Here is a 17,560-nt window from a genome sequence, read left to right as displayed (position 1 = left end):
ATTGCATAACCAGCCTGACGAGCGGTAACCAGCACCTTGCGATTTCCTCCCCGGCGCACGCTTGACGAACGTTTCGACCGCGCCGACTGGCTGCATCTGGCGCGTTCGACAACCACGTCTGCGCGCGTGCCGCCCAGCCTGCGGCGCTCGCTATTGCGCCGCCTGGCCGCTCCGCTGTCGCTGCTCGCGCTAATGAGCGGATTGATGGCGTACTGGCTTGCGTGGCAATACACGCAGCACGTGGTCGACCGCTCGCTGGCCGACCTCGCCACGGCTATCTCCAAGCAGATCCAGCTAGCAGGCGTCGACGCACCGCTCACGGTGCCGCCACTTGCCCGCGCGATGTTCTCGGATCCCATCGAACAACTGATCTACCGGATCAGCGACGGCGAAACCGAGATCGCCGGCGAACGCGATCTCCCGTTGACCGGCACGAACGTGCGCCGGATCCACTACGCGTACGTCTTCGAGACGAACTACCAGGGCACGAGCGTGCGTGCGGCGCAGGTGCGCGTCGACCAGTTGCACGGCAATCCGATTGTGGTGGAAGTGGCGCAGCGCGTGGGCTCGCGGTATCGGATAGCGGTCGAGTTCATGGTCGCGATCATGATGCCGTTGCTGCTCCTGCTGCTGGCGGGCTGGGTGATCGTATGGCGTGTGGTGAACCAGCAGCTCAACCCGCTGACCGATCTCGCCGATACCCTCAACCGCCAGACCCATATGTCGCTGGAACCAGTCGATGAATCGTTCGTTCCCATCGAAATTCGTCCTCTGACGAGTGCGATGAACGCCCTGCTCGACCGCCTGAAAACGGCGCTGGACGGACAACGCAAATTTATTGCCGATGCGGCGCATCAGTTGCGCACGCCGCTCACTGCCGTGAAGCTGCACGCCGAGCAAGCGGCGAGCGCGAAGGATCCGGCGAAGGTTCTCGAAGCGGTCAAGGAGCTGCGGGCGTCGGCGGATCGGGCCGTGCGTTTGTCGAATCAGCTGCTCTCGCTCGCTCGTGCCGAACCGGGTGAACAGGCCGCGCGCTTCACCGACTTCGATTACGCCGCGCTCGCGTTCGAGACCGGCGCGGAATGGGTGCCGCGCGCGTTGGCCGTGCATGTCGACATGGGCTTCCAGCGTCTCGACGACCCCGACAACGAACATCCCCTGATCGTGCGCGGCAATCTCGTGCTGGTGCGTGAGGTGATCGGCAATCTCATCGATAACGCGCTGAAATACGTCCCTACCTCGCGGGCCGAAGGCGCGCTGGTGACCGTTACGGTGACGCAGACCATCGATGAAACCGGCCGGAAGATGGGCGAAATCGTGGTGGAAGACAACGGTCCGGGCGTGCCGCTGGAACAGCAGCCGGATCTCTTCAAGCGCTTCTTTCGCGGCGATGGCCACGGCGTGGAAGGCGGCGCCGGACTGGGTCTCGCGATCGTCCACGACATCATGGTCCTGCACAACGGCAGCGTGCACTACGAAGACGCTCCGGCGCCCGATGGTGGCGCGCGTTTTATCGTGCGGATGCCTTTGAAAACAGCATGAAAAACGCCACGGAGCAAACCTGCCGTGGCGTTTTTTTCTAGCTGACACCTCTGCGAAAGCCCTACTTTTTCTTCTTCAACGCCAACATGGTGCCGCGGCACTTTTTGGCGCCGCAGCGGCACTCGTATTCCTTCTTGAGCTTCTTCGTAATGCGACCGTCGATGACGAGACCGTAGTCGTAGTACAGCTCTTCATCTTCCTTGATCGCACGCAGCGCGTGAATGAACACGCGCCCTTCCTTCTCTTCGGCTTCGCAATTCGGCGCGCACGAATGGTTGATGTAGCGTGCGCTATTGCCGTCGACCTTGCCGTCGATCACCTTGCCGTTTTCGAGCGCGAAATAGAACGTATGGTTCGGCTCGTCAGGGTTGTGCGGATGACGGCGCAACGCCTCTTTCCACGAAATGCGTTCGCCTTTGTACTCGATTATCCGTTCGCCTTTGGCGAGCGGCATCGCGGCGAACACGCCCTTGCCGTGTATGCCCGAACGGCGGACGGCGACCCTCCGTGAACTCATCGAACGAATCCTTTAAAACGAATCGGTTTGGCTTAGCAGACGCTTCAACTTCGCCCCGTCCCGGTTTCACGCGAACGGTGACAAACCGGAACGTGGCTTAAAAAAACGCGGCGGCCTGAATGCGAGGCGCCGCCGCGTTGCTGTCTTTCTCAATGCACTGGTTACTTCAGTTGCTTCGGTGCTTCGTGTGCTGCAATTCACTGTCCTTCGCTGCCCGTGTGAAGTTGAAACCATACAGGCAAACAACGGCATCGTACACGTTAGGCGCGCACGAGTTCAACCGCTCCATAAATTCAGGCGGCGAGTTTCAGCGCTGACCGAACGAGATATCGCCGAACAACGCTTTCTGTTCACGCGGCTGCGAGCGCCAATATTGCGGCGGCGCTTCGACGGTCGCACCCAGTTGCGCGGCCGCGTGCCAAGGCCAGCGCGGATTGTAGAGCAGCGCGCGCGCCAACGCGACGAGATCCGCCTCGCCCGACTCAATAATTTCTTCGGCATGCTGCGGGTCGGTGATGAGACCCACGCCCATGGTGTTTACGCCCGTGGCTTCCTTGATGGCTTTTGCGAACGGCAGCTGATAACCCGGCGACAGGGGAATCTTCTGCAGTGGCGATACGCCGCCCGACGACACGTCGATCCAGTCCACCTTGTGTTTCTGCAACTCCTTCACGAACACAATGGTCTGCTCGAGATCCCAGCCGCCCTCAACCCAATCCGATGCCGACACTCGCAGGCCGACGGGTTTATCGGCGGGAAAAGCGGCGCGCACGGCGTCGAAGACTTCGAGCGGAAAACGCATGCGGTTTTCGAGTGAACCGCCGTATTCATCGGTACGCTGGTTCGCAAGCGGTGAAAGGAACTGATGCAGCAGATAACCGTGGGCCGCATGCACTTCAAGTGCATCCACCCCAAGGCGCGCGGCGCGTTTTGCCGTCGCCACGAAGGCTTCGCGGATGCGGATCAGGCCGGCTGCATCGAGGGCGAGTGGCGGCGTTTCACCTTCCTTATGCGGAATCGCCGACGGTGCCGATGGCAACCAGCCGCCTTCCGACACCGGGATCAACTGACCGCCTTCCCAGGGCACCGCGCTCGACGCTTTGCGGCCAGCGTGGCTGATCTGCATCGTGACGGTGATGTGCGAATATTGTCGAATCGCGTCGATGACCGGTTTGAGCGCCGCTTCAGTCACGTCGTCCCAAAGTCCGAGGTCACCTGGCGTGATGCGGCCATCGGGCTCGACCGACGTTGCTTCAAGGCAGAGCATGCCGGCACCGGAGAGAGCGAGGTGTCCGAGGTGGATCATGTGCCACGCGGTGGCTTCGCCGCGAACGGCTGAGTATTGGCACATCGGTGAGACCACGATGCGGTTCGGAAGCGTCACGCCTCGCAGCGTGAAAGGCGAAAACAGAGCGCTCATGGGGGAGTTTCCGAAGGAAGGGAAAGGGGCGAATCAGAATAGCACTTCGGTTTTTTCCCTGCTGACAGCAGACCCGATTGCTCGGCCAATAACGCCGGCACCCTCTCCCTTACTTCATCTGGCCCGCAGGCGTATTCAATCTCAGCGCCCAGGACTCGACCTTGCCGGTGTCGAGCCGCTTTGCCGCCGTGCTTCGCCAAGACGGCGTCAGCGCCGCGAGCACGGCCATCTGTTCAAGCGCTGAACGGTCACCCCGATCAACGTAAAACACCCGCAGCAGCCGTTCGATCGTCCATTCCGGATGCGGCCGCGCGAGCCGCTCCATGACATCGCCCGTCCCGGTTTCACCGGGTTCGAGCACGCGGTAATACCAGCCCGTACGACGCGTGTCCTGCACGCGTCGTGACATGTCATCGCGGGAAAAATGGAGATTGAGTTTCCAGCACGGCTGGCGCGGCTGCGATACCTGCACGATCACCGTCCCAAGCCGAAACACATCGCCGACGCATACATCTGCTTCATTCAAACCGCGCGTCGAGATGTTTTCGCCGAATGCGCCCGGGGCATTGAAGCGACTCGAACCGATAGACGATACCGGCCATTCGTCACGCCAGATGGCGTAGTGGTCACGACTATAGTGATGCAGCGCTTTCTCGGGACCGCCATGATGCTTGCGCTCGAACTGGTGGTCGCCTTCCAGCCCGGTTTCACCCACACGAACACGCGACGGCACCGGCACTTTGTGAATCGCGCTGTATTTGCCTTGCGTGCCGAGCGGTGCAACTTCTCCGGCAAGCACGGCGTCAATAACAGGATTCATGGTGCGTTACCTTCAGTTCGTCTAAATCTTTATTTGGCTGGTTTATTTGGCTGTTTCGAAACGGTCCAGCCATTCGCCAAACATCTTGCGCGCGGCGCGTTCGAGCGCCGGGCCGTGCCGGACGGTATCAGCACGTAAAGCAGTCACGGTAGTCCCGCTTTCCGCCACTTCGCCCGGATACGCAACCAGCCAGCTTTCAAAACGGTCGACCAGCACTTCCGGATGGCATTGCAAACCCAGAACGTGGTCGCCCCAACTGAAAGCCTGATTTTCGCAGAGATCGGTGGATGCAAGCCGCGTGGCGCCATCGGGAAGATCGAAGGTGTCCCCATGCCAATGCAGGACCGGCGTTGGCTGACCATCCGCTTCGAAATGCCGCAGAGCGGAAGCCCGTCCCGCCTCGGTCAGCGTCAGCGCCTTCCAGCCGAGTTCTTTCTGCGCCGCCGGATAAACCTTCGCCCCCAGTGCACGGGCAATCAACTGCGCACCCAGGCAGATACCGATAGTCGGCAAGCCTGCCGCAATGCGCTTTTCCAGCATGGCAAGCAACGGATTCAGATGGGGAAACAGCGCGTCATCATAAGCACCGATCGGGCCGCCGAGGACGACCATCAGGGAAGTATCGAGCGGATTGGGAGCGTCGATGCGAGCGCGGCCCACGTCGAGATAACGCACCAGTTGGCCACGATCGCCCAGCACCAGTTCCAGGCTGCCGAGATCTTCGAAATAGACGTGGCGTATCGCCAGGACTTCACGTTTCATCGGCGGTCATCCAGGAGAGCCGGCAAGCTGAGATCAGCGCGCGCGGCTTCAGGCGGCGCACACAAAGAAGAGGCACGGTCGAGCAGCCAGCGCACCGCCAACGGGCGCGCGGCTCGGATAGTCTAACCGACAGCGGCGTGCTTCGCGCTCAAGGCGCGAAGCACGGGCAACGAAGCAAACGTGAAGCTTCAGGCAGCGGCGCTTACGCGACTTGCGCGAAGATCTTCCAGTTCTTCTTCTGCTTGGCGAGATCGCCTTCTTCGTATACCGAACAATCGAGACGCAGGTCGGTATCGGCCATGTCGATCTTCAGCAACGCGCAGTGATGCGGCGTCTTCTTCGGGTTCTTGCTCGCTTCGAGGTGCGTGCAGCTCAGGCACATGCGATGCGGCGGAATCTGCTGCACCACTTCGAGCTGTCGAATGGTCTTGAGCAAGCTGCGATACAACTGTGATTGCTCATCGACCTTCAACGTGCCGACTGCCTTCGACAAGAACTCCGGCCATACCAGCGCCTTCTTGGCTGCTGTCTTTCCGCGTGCGGTCAGGCGTACAGCCAGCGCGCGGCCGTCGTCCAGCGCACGGCGCTTTTCGACCAGACCCTTGCCTTCCAGTGTGCTGACGGCATCGCTCGTGGTCGCGGCGGTCAACGCCGTTTCCCGTGCGATTTCGCCAAGCCGCATTGGACCGCGCCGCTGCATCAACAGTACGAGAATTTCGCCCTGGGTCGGCGTCAAGCCCGCACCCTCAGCCCATTCCCATGCCTGGCTACGCATCGCCGTGCTCAACCGCAGTAAGCCATGGGTCACCCGCCCTGTGGCCTGCTCTCCGTATACGCCTTCGCTCATAGTCGTTCGCTTCGTCTTTCTTGATGCTTATCTGATGGTTCGGCAACGGCTTGAAACCGGTAAAACGTCAGACCCCGCTCGTTTTACCCAAACCGCTGCAGGCTCAATCGCCAGCTTATCCCACTGGCGAATCCTTTCGTATCCACTACCGTCTCAAAATTCGGGCGACCAAACCGATGCAACTGGTCCGTCGTCCGGATAAGGACATCTACGTTTTTCCGTGGCGCCTGTTCTAGACCGTCGAGCGCTTCGTTTTGTTTCACCGGCGATGCATCTCCCTACCGGTAAAACCGACATTCTAAGCGACTGGAACCAAACGTACACCTTAGTTATTCACAAAACAGTGTGGATAAGGCAGTGGATAACCATATTATTCGATGTGCGCCGATTCTTGATAACCCCCCATGTGTGCAAAACCACCCAATTGTTATCCCGCGTTCCCCCTTTCGATGCAAGGCTGCGCACCGAAGTTATCCGCACTCCAAACTGTTGAGTTTGTGGAGATTTTATCGGTTGTCCACAGAATTGCACGATGCTTGTTAACTACTATTACGTATGTATACGAACTCATGACAGTAAACCTTGGAGGCAGGTTATCGGCATAGGTCTGAAAGAAAAATGACAAAAAAAACCTGCCGGAGAAGCAGGTTAATTTTTATCTGGGGGCAGTCAAATCGCTGGAGCCGAGGCCGAGCCATCATTCGCGCCACTGCAGGCACTGCTGACGAACAGCTTCATGCAGTGAACGCTCACGGTCGAAAACGCCGCGTAACCAGGTAGCGTCGTTCATGTTGCTCCGGGCGATATCACCAACCTGGCGCAGCGCTTCGTTCGAACCAAGCGCGTCGGCGTGAGGCGCGATGATGTCGAGCGTCGCGAGGATGTCTTCGGCAATCGTGCGGCGCTCGCCCGTTTGAGGATCGATGCAACTACCTTCCAGGCCGAAGCGGCAAGCCTCGAACCGGTTGAACGTGTAGACGAGATAGTCGTCCTCTTTCAGCGTCAAGGGCTTGTCGAGCAGCAGGTAGCGCGCGAGCGTCTGGATATAGCAAGCAATGGCCGCTGCGCGATCAACCGACAGCGGTGTGTCCATTACCCGGACTTCGATTGTTCCGAAACCCGGCTTCGGCCGGATGTCCCAGTAGAAATCTTTCATGCTGTTGACCACGCCGGTGCTGACCATCTTCGAGAAATATTCCTCGAAGCTGTCCCACGTGAGCGTGAACGGCGCGCGCCCGGACAGCGGAAATGCGAAGACAGAATTGAGCCGCGCGGAATGAAAGCCAGTGTCTACTCCCTGCACATACGGCGACGAAGCCGACAACGCGATGAAGTGAGGAATGAAACGCGACATGGAATGCAGCAGGAACAACGCGCTGTCCGGGTCCGGGCAGCCAATGTGCACGTGCTGGCCGAACACCGAGAACTGCTTCGCGAGGTACCCATAGAGCTCGGAAATGTACTGAAAGCGCGGTGTATCGAAGATCTGGCGGTCGCTCCACTGCTGGAAGGCGTGCGTGCCACCGCCACACAACCCGACGTTGAGGTGGTCAGCAGCGGACACCAGGGTGTCGCGGATGGCACGGAGGTCCGTTACGGCCTGTTCATGCGTCGTACAGATGCCGGTGGACAACTCAATCATGCTTTCAGTGATCTCCGGCGTGATGCTGCCGGGGATCTTTTCGTCCTTGACGAGCCGCATGAGATCGGAGGCGGCCTTGGTCAGGTCGTAGTCGTGCGTGTTGACGACCTGGATCTCGAGTTCGACGCCGAAGGTGAACGGCTCCGAGTTGATGAAAGGTTCGAGTGACATGGTGCCTCTTGATTGACAAAGCCTGGGTCGCCGGCCGGCGAGCTTATCGGCACAAAGCGCCGGGTGGCTCAAGCACGCTCAAGCGCTCAGTGACAGGTTCAATGACACGCCCGGCGACCCGATGAAAACGAGAAAAAAGACAGGATGAAACGCTACTAGCCGCTACTCGCGGCGTTCACCGATCGCTGACAAACTGCGATACACGAGGAACGGCGTAACAATTTGCAGCACGACGATCGAGCACATTACGATTGCCCGCAGCGTTGGATCGTAGTCGGGATACAGCACGTACATATCGTCGACGAGCAGGTACGCGAGCGCGGACATGGGCGTCAACGACACCCCGAGCGCAGCACCCTGTTTCCAGTTGAGGCCGCTCGGTTTCGCAAAGATCAGCACTCCGGCCAGTTTGCCGATGAAACGTGCCACGATCAGCGCCAGCGCAGCCAGACCGCCCAGCGCGATATCGCGCCATTCGAACGACGTCAGCGTCAACGCGAACAAAATCACGGTCAACAGCCAGCCTGCGGTGCCGAAATGCGTCGGCCACAGTTGCGGCCGCTCATTCGAATTCTTCACGATGATGCCAGCCGCCAGCAACGCAAGAATGGTCGACAGCTTGAACACATGCGCGATCGCAATCGCGAGCAGCACGAGACCGAACAGCGCGACGAACGAGTGCTCGTCGTTGGTATTCAGTCGCCGATATAGCAGATTGCAAGCTAGCGCGAGGAGCAGCGCCAGCACGAGCGAACCGAGCAGCAGATAAAGCGGCTGGACAATAGTCGCGAGCGTGTTGCCGTAAATTTCCTGATGCAGCACGCCGGCCGCGAGTTTTTCCACGATCACCGCGTACATGCTGTTGAGCGCGGTCAGCGTGAGCAGTCGTTGTGTGACCTGGCCTTCGGCGCGTAGTTCGGTACGCAATTGAATGACCATGGCAGGCGACGTTGCCATGGCGATCGCGGCAATCACAACTGACGGCATGGTCGGCACTTTGCACAGCGTCAGCGCGATCAGTACGAATCCGAACGTGAGCGTGCTTTCAGCAATGCTCGACAAGATCAGATAGGGATTGCGGCGAATCCATCGCAGGTCGAGCCGGCTGCCGAGTTCGAACAAGAGCAGGCCGAGCGCGACGTCGAGTAAAGGCCGCGAAATCCCGGCCGAGCTGACATCGATTACACCAAAACCTGCGTTGCCCGCGATCAGGCCAATGATCGCGTAGCCCGTAATCCGTGGCAAACGCCAGGCGCGCCAGAGCAGTTCACCGCAGAGACCCGCGGCGACGAGCGCAAGGCCGGCCCAAAAAATGGCGTCGGGTGTGAGTGGCCAAACCGGTAAAAATGAAAAGGCCGACTTCATCGTGAGGACTTCTCCTTCGCAATAGTGCGGATAGACAGTGAATGGCAGATAGTGCGCGGCAACAGTGCGCGTTGCCGGAACGGTTCGTGGCGGGTCGTGCTCCAGGCTCCGTCAAGCCGCGTTGGGACCTGTCGGCCAATTGACAGCTGACTCGCTGCCTGGCCAGTCGGTCCGTTGCCGACACGGCAAGGGATACAGCGTTTTTTCAAATCCACGCGCGGGTGAAAAGCACGGTTTGAAGCGATAAGCCGGCAAGGCGGCCAAACGAAAGAACGGCGATTGTGCCATAGCTCCCGGCAGCCCCTGTTCAATGCCCACCGTAGGCGGGACCAAGCGGTAACAATGGGTTTTAGCGTGTCGGCATGAGGAAAAATTTACCTTTAAGAGGGCCGGATCTCTATGTCTTTCGTCTGAGATAACGCAGTTTTCCCACTTTGAGCACTGCCGATGACGCCGGTTTTAAGGTTTACAAGTTTTGTTTATATATACGTAGTAGTAGTTAACAAGGCCGGACGATTTCTGTGGATAACTCTGTTTTCATCAACGTTTACAAAACCTTGAAGGGCGTATAAGCAGACAGTGAACATGTGGGCGCCGAAGGGCGAACCCGGAACAACTTCAGCCGGATTGGCGGCGTAATCGAGTTGTCCCCTTTACGCCCACAGCGAGTACACAGGTCATTCGCGCGAAATTCGACGCGTTATCCACAGGCTGCAGTGGATAGTTCGCCGCCCGGCGTTTTTAGCTGAATTCGCCTTGTCTCAACGCGCGCAGAAGGAAGCGTGCGGGATCGATCGCGTCAGCCAGTTCACGCTCGATCGGCCACGGTTCTCCTTCGATCTGCGCCGCGATCAACTCGGCGGCCAGCGTCGACCACACCAGTCCACGCGAACCGAAAGCAAATGCGCCGTACAAACCTGGCGTACGCGGTAAATCGAGCGGCCATGCACCGGAAAGACGGCTGGCATCGGCACGCGCAGCGGTTTCGTCGGCGAGGGCGCCGATCATCGGCATGCGATCACTCGTCACCGACCGGAACGCCACGCGGCCTTCCAGCGCGTCCGCTTGAGGGTCAAACCCGGCTAGGGCGGGCAGCATCATTGCGACGCGTTCGAGGTTTTCGGTGTGACCGGCCGGCTGGATCTGCGTATTGATGTCGTCAATATCGTAGGTTGCGCCCGTCAGCGTGCGATGCGCACCGAGCGGCACGGCATAGCCATCGCCGACGATGGGTACGCGCAGCCCATCGAGTGGACTCGACTCCAATAGCGTTAGTTGGCCGCGTACACCGCGCGTCGGCAGGCCGTGGAGCCCGGCGAGGCGCTGCGCATCGCCGGCATTGGCAAGGATCAGGACGGGGGCATGGGCCAGGACGTGGCCGGCTACGTCGAAGGCAGTCCATATGCCGTTTTCGCGATCGATACGCGCAACTTCCGTCCCCAAACGGGTGTTTAGCCAATCTCCCGCCGCCTTGCATTGCGCGGCGCATATCGCGGCTGGGGAAATCCAGCCGCCGTGAGGGAAAAACCATCCGGGCCGTGCGACGGGTTGGCCCGACAGGCGTGAGGCTTCGCGTTCATCGACGGCTATGACATACGACGGCGGCAAGCCGAAACGCTTGATCGCGGATGCAATTGCACTCGCATCGTCGATGGAATCTGCGATTTGCAGCAAGCCATGGTGACTTCGTTCCAGGGTGTGGCCGGCACGCTCGAGTTCGGACCAACGGTGCAGCGCGTAGAGAAATCCAGCGCGTGTCAGGCGGGCAGCAATACTGTCGTCACGCCAGACGATCGGGTGAAAGACGCCCGCGGGGTTACCGGACGCATCGCGGGCGAGATCGTCGTGACGCTCGATCAGGCTGACTCGCCATCCGCGCGATGCAAGGCGCTCGGTGATCGCACAGCCAGCAAGGCCAGCACCAATGACGATTGCATGACGCTGCGTTCGAGGTGAGGAGACCAAACCCTTTGAAACCTCAGCCGGCGGACCGGCGTCCTCGATTGCCAACCCAAGCGGTGGTTCATGACGCCGCACACGCCAGCGCGGGGCGAAATGCGCTTTCACATAAGCGCTGTCCGGGGTTTCATCGCAGACAAAGCCTGCGTCTTTGAGCGCTTGGGGAAGCAGGGGATGCGCTTCGGCGCATAACGTCGCCTGATTTCCGGCGACGCGTGCGAGCGCTTTGGCGACATAGGTCAGCTTCGCATCGGCCTGAGATAGCCGCAGATAAAAGGCATCGGCACGCAGCCAGATTTTCGGCAGCATGCTCACCATCTCGCCGATGGCCAGTGTCAACACTACCCGCCCGTTTTCGAACTCGAGCCTGTGCAGCCCGGTCACCTGCATTGGCCACGCATCTATCAGCAATTGGGAAAGCGTGGGCTGCTCAGCGAGTAGGTCGGGCAGACCCATCGACGCCAGCGGCCCGACCGCGACAAAATTCAGGCGCTCGCAACGCAGTGGATCCGCGCGCCAGGCAGCCCACGTTTCGATAAACAGCCGCCCAGTATCGAATTCCACCTGTAGAACGGTGAAATTCCGCTGCCGAGCCCAGCGCGCACGATCGCCAAGCACGTTTGCGCAAAAAAAGGAATGGGTCATTCGAAAGGTTTGAAAGAAAACTGATGATATGACCTTCGCCGTGCATTTTCGAGGTTGCGCTGCGTTCCCTTAAAGCTAATAGGGGTAAGGTTTAGCGCGTGATACACCGGATCGCCCAGCAACCGTTGGCAAAAACCAACGGAGCGCGAAATGAACAGTACGAAAGGATTGCTTGCATGAAAAGGGTGGAGGAAAGGGATTCCGCTTGCGTCCGATCATGCGTAAATCTTCGAAACCCTTGTCCCGCTTGGGTTTGCGCTGCGTTATGATAACAACCGCCGAGTAAGGAGGAGGCCCGGCGACTTGGGTGCGAAGGTTTGCCGGAATAGTGGGCCAGGGGGCTGGACCCGCGCCAGTACTCGACTGCAAGGCCTGCGCACGTATAATCGGCGCGTTCGCGCTGTTCGTGTCAACCTAAACTGATAAAGGAACCTTAATGAATAAACAGGAACTGATCGACGCCGTGGCCGCTCAGACCGGCGCCAGCAAGGCTCAAACCGGCGAAACGCTGGACACGTTGCTCGAAGTGGTCAAGAAGGCTGTCTCGAAGGGTGACGCCGTGCAGTTGATTGGCTTCGGAAGCTTCGGTTCGGGCAAGCGCGCAGCGCGCACCGGCCGTAACCCGAAGACCGGCGAATCCATTAAGATTCCGGCCGCCAAGACCGTCAAGTTCACGGCTGGGAAGGCATTCAAGGACGCAGTGAACAAGCGGTAAGTTGTAGCCGATTGTCAGTATGGAACCCGCCTTTGGCGGGTTTTTTTTCGCTCATGTGTTTTCGCTCATGCGCCGGCGTTGTTCGCTTAAGCACAGGTGACAGGCTAGTGCCCGTGGGCGCCGCAATCGCAATCATCGCCGTGGTCATGGTGGTCATGGTCATCTTCATCCATCTCCCAAGACGGAAACGGATCGGCCAGCAATCCCTCCGACGCCTGCGACCATTCCTGGTCGGTGACAAGGCAGGCATCGAAAGCCCCGCGCCAATGCGATTCGTCCAGACCGGTTCCGATCAGCGCCAGTTCCTGCCGACGGTCGCCGATGGTCATATCGTCCACTTCTCCGTACCAGTCCGCGGCAATTTCAGCTTCCAGCTCCGCATCGCCCGTCGGCCATTCGCTGCGCTCCTGCGCCGCCCACCACATGCCCGCTGGACCGTGCCTCAACGCGCCACCCGCTTGCGACAATGAGCCGCCAATATCACTGCGTGTCGCCAGCCAGAAAAAGCCCTTGCAACGCAATACACCCGGCCATTCCTGATGCACCAACGCCCATAGCCGTTCGGGATGAAACGGCCGGCGTGCCCGATAAACAAAGCTACTGATATCGGCGTGAACGGATTCCGGCGCCGCATCCGGATCGGCGTTCAGCATCGCCAGCCAGCCGGGCGCGCTGGACGTTGCATCGAAGTCGAAGCGATCCGTGTTCACCAACTCGCTCGCTGCCACCGCGCCATGAAGGGCATCGATCAGCTCGGCGCGCGGATTGAGCGCATGCAGGATGCGCCGAAGTTGAGCGAGCGCTTCGGCATCGACGAGATCCGTCTTGTTGACCACGATCACGTCGCAGAACTCGATCTGAGCGATCAGCACTTCCACGATCGTGCGGTCATCTTGTTCGTCGCTTGCCAAGTTGCGCTCGCTCAGCGCATCCGTCGACGCGTAGTCGCGCGCAAAGCTTTCCGCGTCGACGATCGTCACGATTGTGTCGAGATGCGCGATGTCGTTATCGAAGACCAGGCTTTCGGCTATCACTTGCGGGTCGTCGGTACCGGACGCTTCCACCACGATTGCATCGAAGCGAGCTTCAGCGGCAGCGCCGTTGATTTCACTCGATAGATCGTCGATCCGGCCGCGAACCACCGCGATGGATGTGCCGGCATGATGTGCGAGCAGATGCTCGAGCAGCGTGGTCTTGCCTACGCCTGGCAAACCGGCAAGCACGGTAACGGGCAGGGGCTGATTCATCGCGTTTGGCATCGAAAGAGGGCGCGTAGTCGCGCGAGCGGCCGCTGAAAACGGTGGCGCTTTCAAGAAAACCCGCCTCGAATAGTGGCGAGCTGGAACGCGGAATTGTGCATCAAACACGGCTGGAACGCCGTGCCATGCGATGAAAAACAGAAGAAACCGGACGAAACAAACGAGACGAAGCGAAGCGAACCTGAATCAGCGCGATGCCGTCAGCAACTTCCACTTGCCCAGGATAGCGATGATCTGCCGTGAGTACTGATCGCGCAGCGACGGCGTTTCAGAATGGTAAGCGCCCACCGCCTGCCACGTGTTGCCATACTTGTTCATCTTCTGACGCAAATGCCATGCGGCGATATAGACCGACTTGCACGGCTGCATCAACGTCGTGGTCGAGATCCCGTACTGTGCGAGTCGCGACAGGTGGACGGAATTGATCTGCATCAGACCGTAGTCGATGGAACCATTCGCGTTCTTGTTCATTGCGTCCGGCTGGTTGTGCGACTCTTGCCAAGCGATCGCCCGCAGGATCAGCGGATTGACCTTCTGATACTTGGCGGCTTCGTCGAAACAGTCGGCGTGCGCGGGCGCGGCTGCCAATAAGGCGCCGAAACCGATCGCAAAGAGTCGCAAGAATATTTTCATCATTGTTGGGTACCACCTGATCGACTGTGCGCTCTGCATCCGCACATTGCTGTGGCGGAGGGCGCCACTTTGGCAAACCGGGTAACACCCGGTGAAACTAAGTAAGGCTTGGTAAACACGGGAAAACCCACCCGCACTTTACGCATCCGGCGCGCCGCAGCGCTCGTATCATACCCGGCAGACTATGGTGTTTTAAATTCGTCTATCCGACATTGCCAAGGCATGTGACGCCAATTGATCCGAAAGCATTTCGAAAGTTAAGCGAATTGACCGCGTTCGTCTTTATAGACGCCTGGATCTCGGATGGCTCTACTGCACAGGCGAAAGCGAACAAATATGACAATTTCAACCTCTTTCCTATATGGAAAGGGCTGAGTAAGGGTCAAGGTGCGAGGGGTTTTATCAGAAGATTTTGTGAGATTTGTGACGCTTTAGTATTTGGGGATTGTCGGCCAACGATTAGTGTATTTGTGACAAACCTGACATGAAAAGCTGCTATGGTTCACGTTTTTGGGATATGGCATTGCCCGGGCACCGGCCCTGGAAACGTCTGTTTTAAGCCTTCGCGGTGTTGAGAGTGTTGAAAGACACGCAATACGGTTGGCTTACAGCGACGTGATCAGCAGGTCTAGACATCACACTCCATGAGAAGAAAACGTATGGCATTGCGTCGCGCCGCGACGGCTTTGCTGGTGGCCGGTCTTGTCACCACGCAAATTGCGCACGCACAGGTGACACTGAATTTCGTCAATGCGGATATCGATCAGGTTGCGAAAGCGATCGGTGCCGCCACTGGGAAGACGATCATCGTCGACCCGCGGGTCAAAGGGCAATTGAATCTCGTATCGGAAAATCCGGTGCCAGAGGATCAGGCTTTGAAAACGCTGCAGTCGGCATTGAGAATGCAGGGCTTTGCACTCGTGCAAGATCACGGTGTGCTCAAAGTTGTGCCCGAAGCCGACGCGAAGCTGCAGGGCGTGCCGACCTATGTCGGCAATGCGCCCACCGCGAGAGGCGATCAGGTCATCACCCAGGTGTTCGAGCTGCACAACGAATCGGCCAACAACGTGTTGCCGGTCCTGCGTCCGCTGATCTCGCCGAACAACACGATCGCCGCCTACCCAGCCAACAACACGCTGGTTGTCACCGACTATGCTGACAACGTGCGACGCATCGCGAGCATCATCGCGGGCATCGACACAGCGGCCGGCCGGCAAGTCGACGTGGTGCCGCTGAAGAACGCGAACGCGCTCGACGTTGCTGAGCAACTGAACAAGCTGCTCGATCCAGGCTCGATAGGCAGCACCGACGCCACCCTGAAAGTGACCGTCACCGCCGATCCGCGCACGAACTCGCTAATGTTGCGCGCGTCCAGCGGCGCAAGGCTCGCAGCGGCCAAGCAGCTTGCGCGCAAGCTCGACGCCTCCACGAATCAGCCTGGCAACATGCACGTGGTCGCTCTGCGTAACGCCGACGCCACGCGCCTTGCCAAAACCTTGCGCGCGATGATGGGCAAGGGCGGCAGTGACAGTTCGTCTTCGTCGGGGTCGTCGGGATCGGGTTCGTCGAGCGGTTCGGGTTCATTTGGCCAGGGCGGTTCCGGTTCGTCCACCGGCACCAGCGGCTTGCCGCCGCTGCCGGGTGGACTCGGCAGCAGCAGTTCCTCGTCTGGCAGCAATCCGATGGGAGGCGGCGGCCAGAGCAAGGACTCCGGCTTCGGTAACAACAACAGCGACAGCAGCGGTTCCAGCGATCAACCCGGCAACGGCATGATCCAGGCCGACACGGCCACCAACTCGCTGATCATTACCGCGTCAGACCCCGTGTACCGCAACTTGCGTGCGGTGATCGACCAGCTCGATGCACGCCGCGCGCAGGTGTATATCGAAGCGTTGATTGTGGAACTGTCGGCAACGACGGGCGCAAATCTCGGCATTCAGTGGCAGGGCGCGCTGCTTTCAAACAGCGGCAACAACGGCGTATACGGCAGCACGAACCTGGGTACGGGTTCGTCAAGCATTGTCGACCTGACTGCTGCCGGGTCGGTGATCGCTAACAATCCCGCAGCCCTTGCAGGTCAGACGAATATCCTGACGCAGGGCCTGAACATCGGCCTGCTGCACAAGTTTGGCAACTTCTTCGGCCTGGGCGGTTTGCTCCAGGCACTGTCGACGTCGGCGGATGCGAACATCTTGTCCACGCCTAACCTCATCACGCTGGATAACGAGGAAGCGAAGATCGTGGTCGGCCAGAACGTGCCGGTGGTCACCGGTTCGTACGCCACGCCGACCGCCAATACGGGCACGTCGGTATCCGCGTTCAATACGTTCGACCGGCGCGACGTGGGCGTGACGCTGCACGTGAAACCGCAGATCACGACCGGCGGCATCCTCAAGCTCCAGCTGTATCAGGAAGACTCCAGCGTCGATAACACCACGATCAACAATCCCGGCGGCGTGACGATCAACACGCGCTCGATCCAGTCGACAATCCTGGCGGACGACGGCGAAATCGTCGTGCTCGGCGGCTTGATGCAGGACCAATATTCGACGAGCAACAGCAAAGTGCCGCTGCTTGGCGATATCCCCTGGATCGGCCAGTTGTTCCGCAGCGAAGCGAAGACGCGGACCAAAACCAACCTGATGGTGTTCCTGCGCCCGGTGATCGTGCGCGATCAGCAGACCAGTTCGCAAATCTCGAACGATCGCTACGAATATTTGCGCCAGCAACAGTACAACTCCACCTCCGATAACCGCATCGAAAAGGATAAGGACGTGCCGGTTCTGCCGCCGGCGCCGATTGGGCCGAGCCAGGGCGGCGTGCCGTCGCAGAACCTGTTCGACCTGGACAACATGACACGCTCGCCGTCGCGCGGCGGCAGCGCCACGTTGCCGCAGTTGCCGCCAGCGAAGGTGCAGGATCAACAGGGGCAGTATCAAGGCCAGCAGCAATACCAGACGGCGCAGCCGCCGGGCCAGTATCAGGGGCAGCCGCAGTATCAAGGCCAGCCGGCGAACGTGAACAATTACGCTGTGCCGAATAACTCTGCGCCGGGCGTGCCGCTCAATGGCGATGCGGGAGCGAAGCCGTGAACACGCTGAGCGCGTCCGTTGCGAACGTTGCCACGAGCACGCCATCGCCGCTCGCGGCACGGCTGATCCCGTACGCGTTCGCGCGGACCGGACAGATCCTGGTGGCGCACCAGCACGCGGACAGCATCGAAGTGTGGATCAGCGATAAAACCAGCGATGCGGCACTCGCTG

At 59.5% G+C, this 17,560-nt stretch carries 13 protein-coding genes and 1 pseudogene; 4 read left to right on the top strand and 10 right to left on the bottom strand.

Annotated elements, in window-relative coordinates:
- The first annotated feature begins 96 nt into the window (after window positions 1–96).
- On the top strand, window positions 97–1,542 hold the full coding sequence (locus JWR14_RS07815; protein WP_299704082.1) for a sensor histidine kinase: 1,446 nt from the start codon (window positions 97–99) through the stop codon (window positions 1,540–1,542).
- A gap of 61 nt (window positions 1,543–1,603) precedes the next feature.
- Here the strand turns inward: JWR14_RS07815 and JWR14_RS07810 are convergent, their stop codons facing one another.
- From JWR14_RS07810 to mnmC, 8 genes are all read right to left on the bottom strand, one after another.
- Window positions 1,604–2,059 carry an SET domain-containing protein-lysine N-methyltransferase gene (locus tag JWR14_RS07810; RefSeq protein ID WP_089162625.1) on the bottom strand — a complete coding sequence of 152 codons (456 nt, stop codon included), beginning with the start codon at window positions 2,057–2,059 and terminating at the stop codon, window positions 1,604–1,606.
- 307 nt (window positions 2,060–2,366) lie between these two features.
- Window positions 2,367–3,479, bottom strand: coding sequence for an NADH:flavin oxidoreductase/NADH oxidase (locus JWR14_RS07805; RefSeq protein ID WP_299704036.1), 1,113 nt, complete (start codon window positions 3,477–3,479; stop codon window positions 2,367–2,369).
- A 109-nt stretch (window positions 3,480–3,588) separates the two neighbouring features.
- The gene (locus tag JWR14_RS07800; protein ID WP_299704033.1) at window positions 3,589–4,299 is read right to left on the bottom strand and encodes an MOSC domain-containing protein; all 711 of its coding nucleotides are present in this window, start codon (window positions 4,297–4,299) and stop codon (window positions 3,589–3,591) included.
- A gap of 42 nt (window positions 4,300–4,341) precedes the next feature.
- Entirely contained in the window at window positions 4,342–5,061 is a 720-nt protein-coding gene (locus JWR14_RS07795) for a glutamine amidotransferase (protein WP_299704030.1), read from the bottom strand.
- A 202-nt stretch (window positions 5,062–5,263) separates the two neighbouring features.
- Window positions 5,264–5,908 carry a MarR family winged helix-turn-helix transcriptional regulator gene (locus tag JWR14_RS07790; protein ID WP_031364549.1) on the bottom strand — a complete coding sequence of 215 codons (645 nt, stop codon included), beginning with the start codon at window positions 5,906–5,908 and terminating at the stop codon, window positions 5,264–5,266.
- Window positions 5,909–6,605: 697 nt separating this feature from the next.
- Window positions 6,606–7,721, bottom strand: a complete 1,116-nt coding sequence (locus JWR14_RS07785; RefSeq protein ID WP_299704016.1) for a YbdK family carboxylate-amine ligase — start codon at window positions 7,719–7,721, stop codon at window positions 6,606–6,608.
- A 162-nt stretch (window positions 7,722–7,883) separates the two neighbouring features.
- Window positions 7,884–9,086 carry a cation:proton antiporter gene (locus JWR14_RS07780; RefSeq protein ID WP_299704014.1) on the bottom strand — a complete coding sequence of 401 codons (1,203 nt, stop codon included), beginning with the start codon at window positions 9,084–9,086 and terminating at the stop codon, window positions 7,884–7,886.
- A 741-nt stretch (window positions 9,087–9,827) separates the two neighbouring features.
- Window positions 9,828–11,690: a bifunctional tRNA (5-methylaminomethyl-2-thiouridine)(34)-methyltransferase MnmD/FAD-dependent 5-carboxymethylaminomethyl-2-thiouridine(34) oxidoreductase MnmC gene (gene mnmC, locus JWR14_RS07775; RefSeq protein WP_299704011.1), complete on the bottom strand. Its 1,863-nt coding sequence runs from the start codon at window positions 11,688–11,690 to the stop codon at window positions 9,828–9,830.
- A 436-nt stretch (window positions 11,691–12,126) separates the two neighbouring features.
- Between mnmC and JWR14_RS07770 the strand changes: the two genes are divergently transcribed.
- A complete protein-coding gene (locus tag JWR14_RS07770) occupies window positions 12,127–12,405 on the top strand; it encodes an HU family DNA-binding protein (protein ID WP_031364544.1) in 279 nt (92 codons plus the stop codon).
- Between the two features lie 104 nt (window positions 12,406–12,509).
- Here the strand turns inward: JWR14_RS07770 and JWR14_RS07765 are convergent, their stop codons facing one another.
- Both JWR14_RS07765 and JWR14_RS07760 read right to left on the bottom strand, forming a co-directional pair.
- Window positions 12,510–13,652 (bottom strand): GTP-binding protein, encoded by a 1,143-nt coding sequence (locus JWR14_RS07765; RefSeq protein WP_299703998.1) that lies wholly within the window; start codon window positions 13,650–13,652, stop codon window positions 12,510–12,512.
- A gap of 198 nt (window positions 13,653–13,850) precedes the next feature.
- The gene (locus JWR14_RS07760) at window positions 13,851–14,297 is read right to left on the bottom strand and encodes a lytic transglycosylase domain-containing protein (protein WP_299704079.1); all 447 of its coding nucleotides are present in this window, start codon (window positions 14,295–14,297) and stop codon (window positions 13,851–13,853) included.
- A gap of 659 nt (window positions 14,298–14,956) precedes the next feature.
- Here JWR14_RS07760 and gspD point away from each other — a divergent pair.
- Complete coding sequence (gene gspD, locus JWR14_RS07755; protein ID WP_299703995.1) at window positions 14,957–17,389, top strand: type II secretion system secretin GspD; 2,433 nt, start codon at window positions 14,957–14,959, stop codon at window positions 17,387–17,389.
- Window positions 17,386–17,560 (top strand): annotated as a pseudogene (locus tag JWR14_RS07750) (type II secretion system protein GspE); the annotation flags it as partial. The gene gspD and the pseudogene JWR14_RS07750, both read left to right, overlap by 4 nt.

Origin of the sequence: Caballeronia sp. (assembly GCF_028292365.1) — a bacterium.
Lineage (GTDB): Bacteria > Pseudomonadota > Gammaproteobacteria > Burkholderiales > Burkholderiaceae > Caballeronia.
The sequence above is the reverse complement of the archived record's forward strand: the minus strand, read 5'-3'. Positions and strand labels throughout refer to the sequence as shown.

Excerpts from the sequence above, each read along its gene's own strand:
- JWR14_RS07810 (WP_089162625.1), bottom strand. The coding sequence starts at position 2,059 with ATGAGTTCACGGAGGGTCGCCGTCCGCCGTTCGGGCATACACGGCAAG.
- JWR14_RS07805 (WP_299704036.1), bottom strand. The coding sequence starts at position 3,479 with ATGAGCGCTCTGTTTTCGCCTTTCACGCTGCGAGGCGTGACGCTTCCG.
- JWR14_RS07800 (WP_299704033.1), bottom strand. The coding sequence starts at position 4,299 with ATGAATCCTGTTATTGACGCCGTGCTTGCCGGAGAAGTTGCACCGCTC.
- JWR14_RS07795 (WP_299704030.1), bottom strand. The coding sequence starts at position 5,061 with ATGAAACGTGAAGTCCTGGCGATACGCCACGTCTATTTCGAAGATCTC.
- JWR14_RS07790 (WP_031364549.1), bottom strand. The coding sequence starts at position 5,908 with ATGAGCGAAGGCGTATACGGAGAGCAGGCCACAGGGCGGGTGACCCAT.
- JWR14_RS07785 (WP_299704016.1), bottom strand. The coding sequence starts at position 7,721 with ATGTCACTCGAACCTTTCATCAACTCGGAGCCGTTCACCTTCGGCGTC.
- JWR14_RS07780 (WP_299704014.1), bottom strand. The coding sequence starts at position 9,086 with ATGAAGTCGGCCTTTTCATTTTTACCGGTTTGGCCACTCACACCCGAC.
- mnmC (WP_299704011.1), bottom strand. The coding sequence starts at position 11,690 with ATGACCCATTCCTTTTTTTGCGCAAACGTGCTTGGCGATCGTGCGCGC.
- JWR14_RS07770 (WP_031364544.1), top strand. The coding sequence starts at position 12,127 with ATGAATAAACAGGAACTGATCGACGCCGTGGCCGCTCAGACCGGCGCC.
- JWR14_RS07765 (WP_299703998.1), bottom strand. The coding sequence starts at position 13,652 with ATGAATCAGCCCCTGCCCGTTACCGTGCTTGCCGGTTTGCCAGGCGTA.
- JWR14_RS07760 (WP_299704079.1), bottom strand. The coding sequence starts at position 14,297 with ATGAAAATATTCTTGCGACTCTTTGCGATCGGTTTCGGCGCCTTATTG.
- gspD (WP_299703995.1), top strand. The coding sequence starts at position 14,957 with ATGGCATTGCGTCGCGCCGCGACGGCTTTGCTGGTGGCCGGTCTTGTC.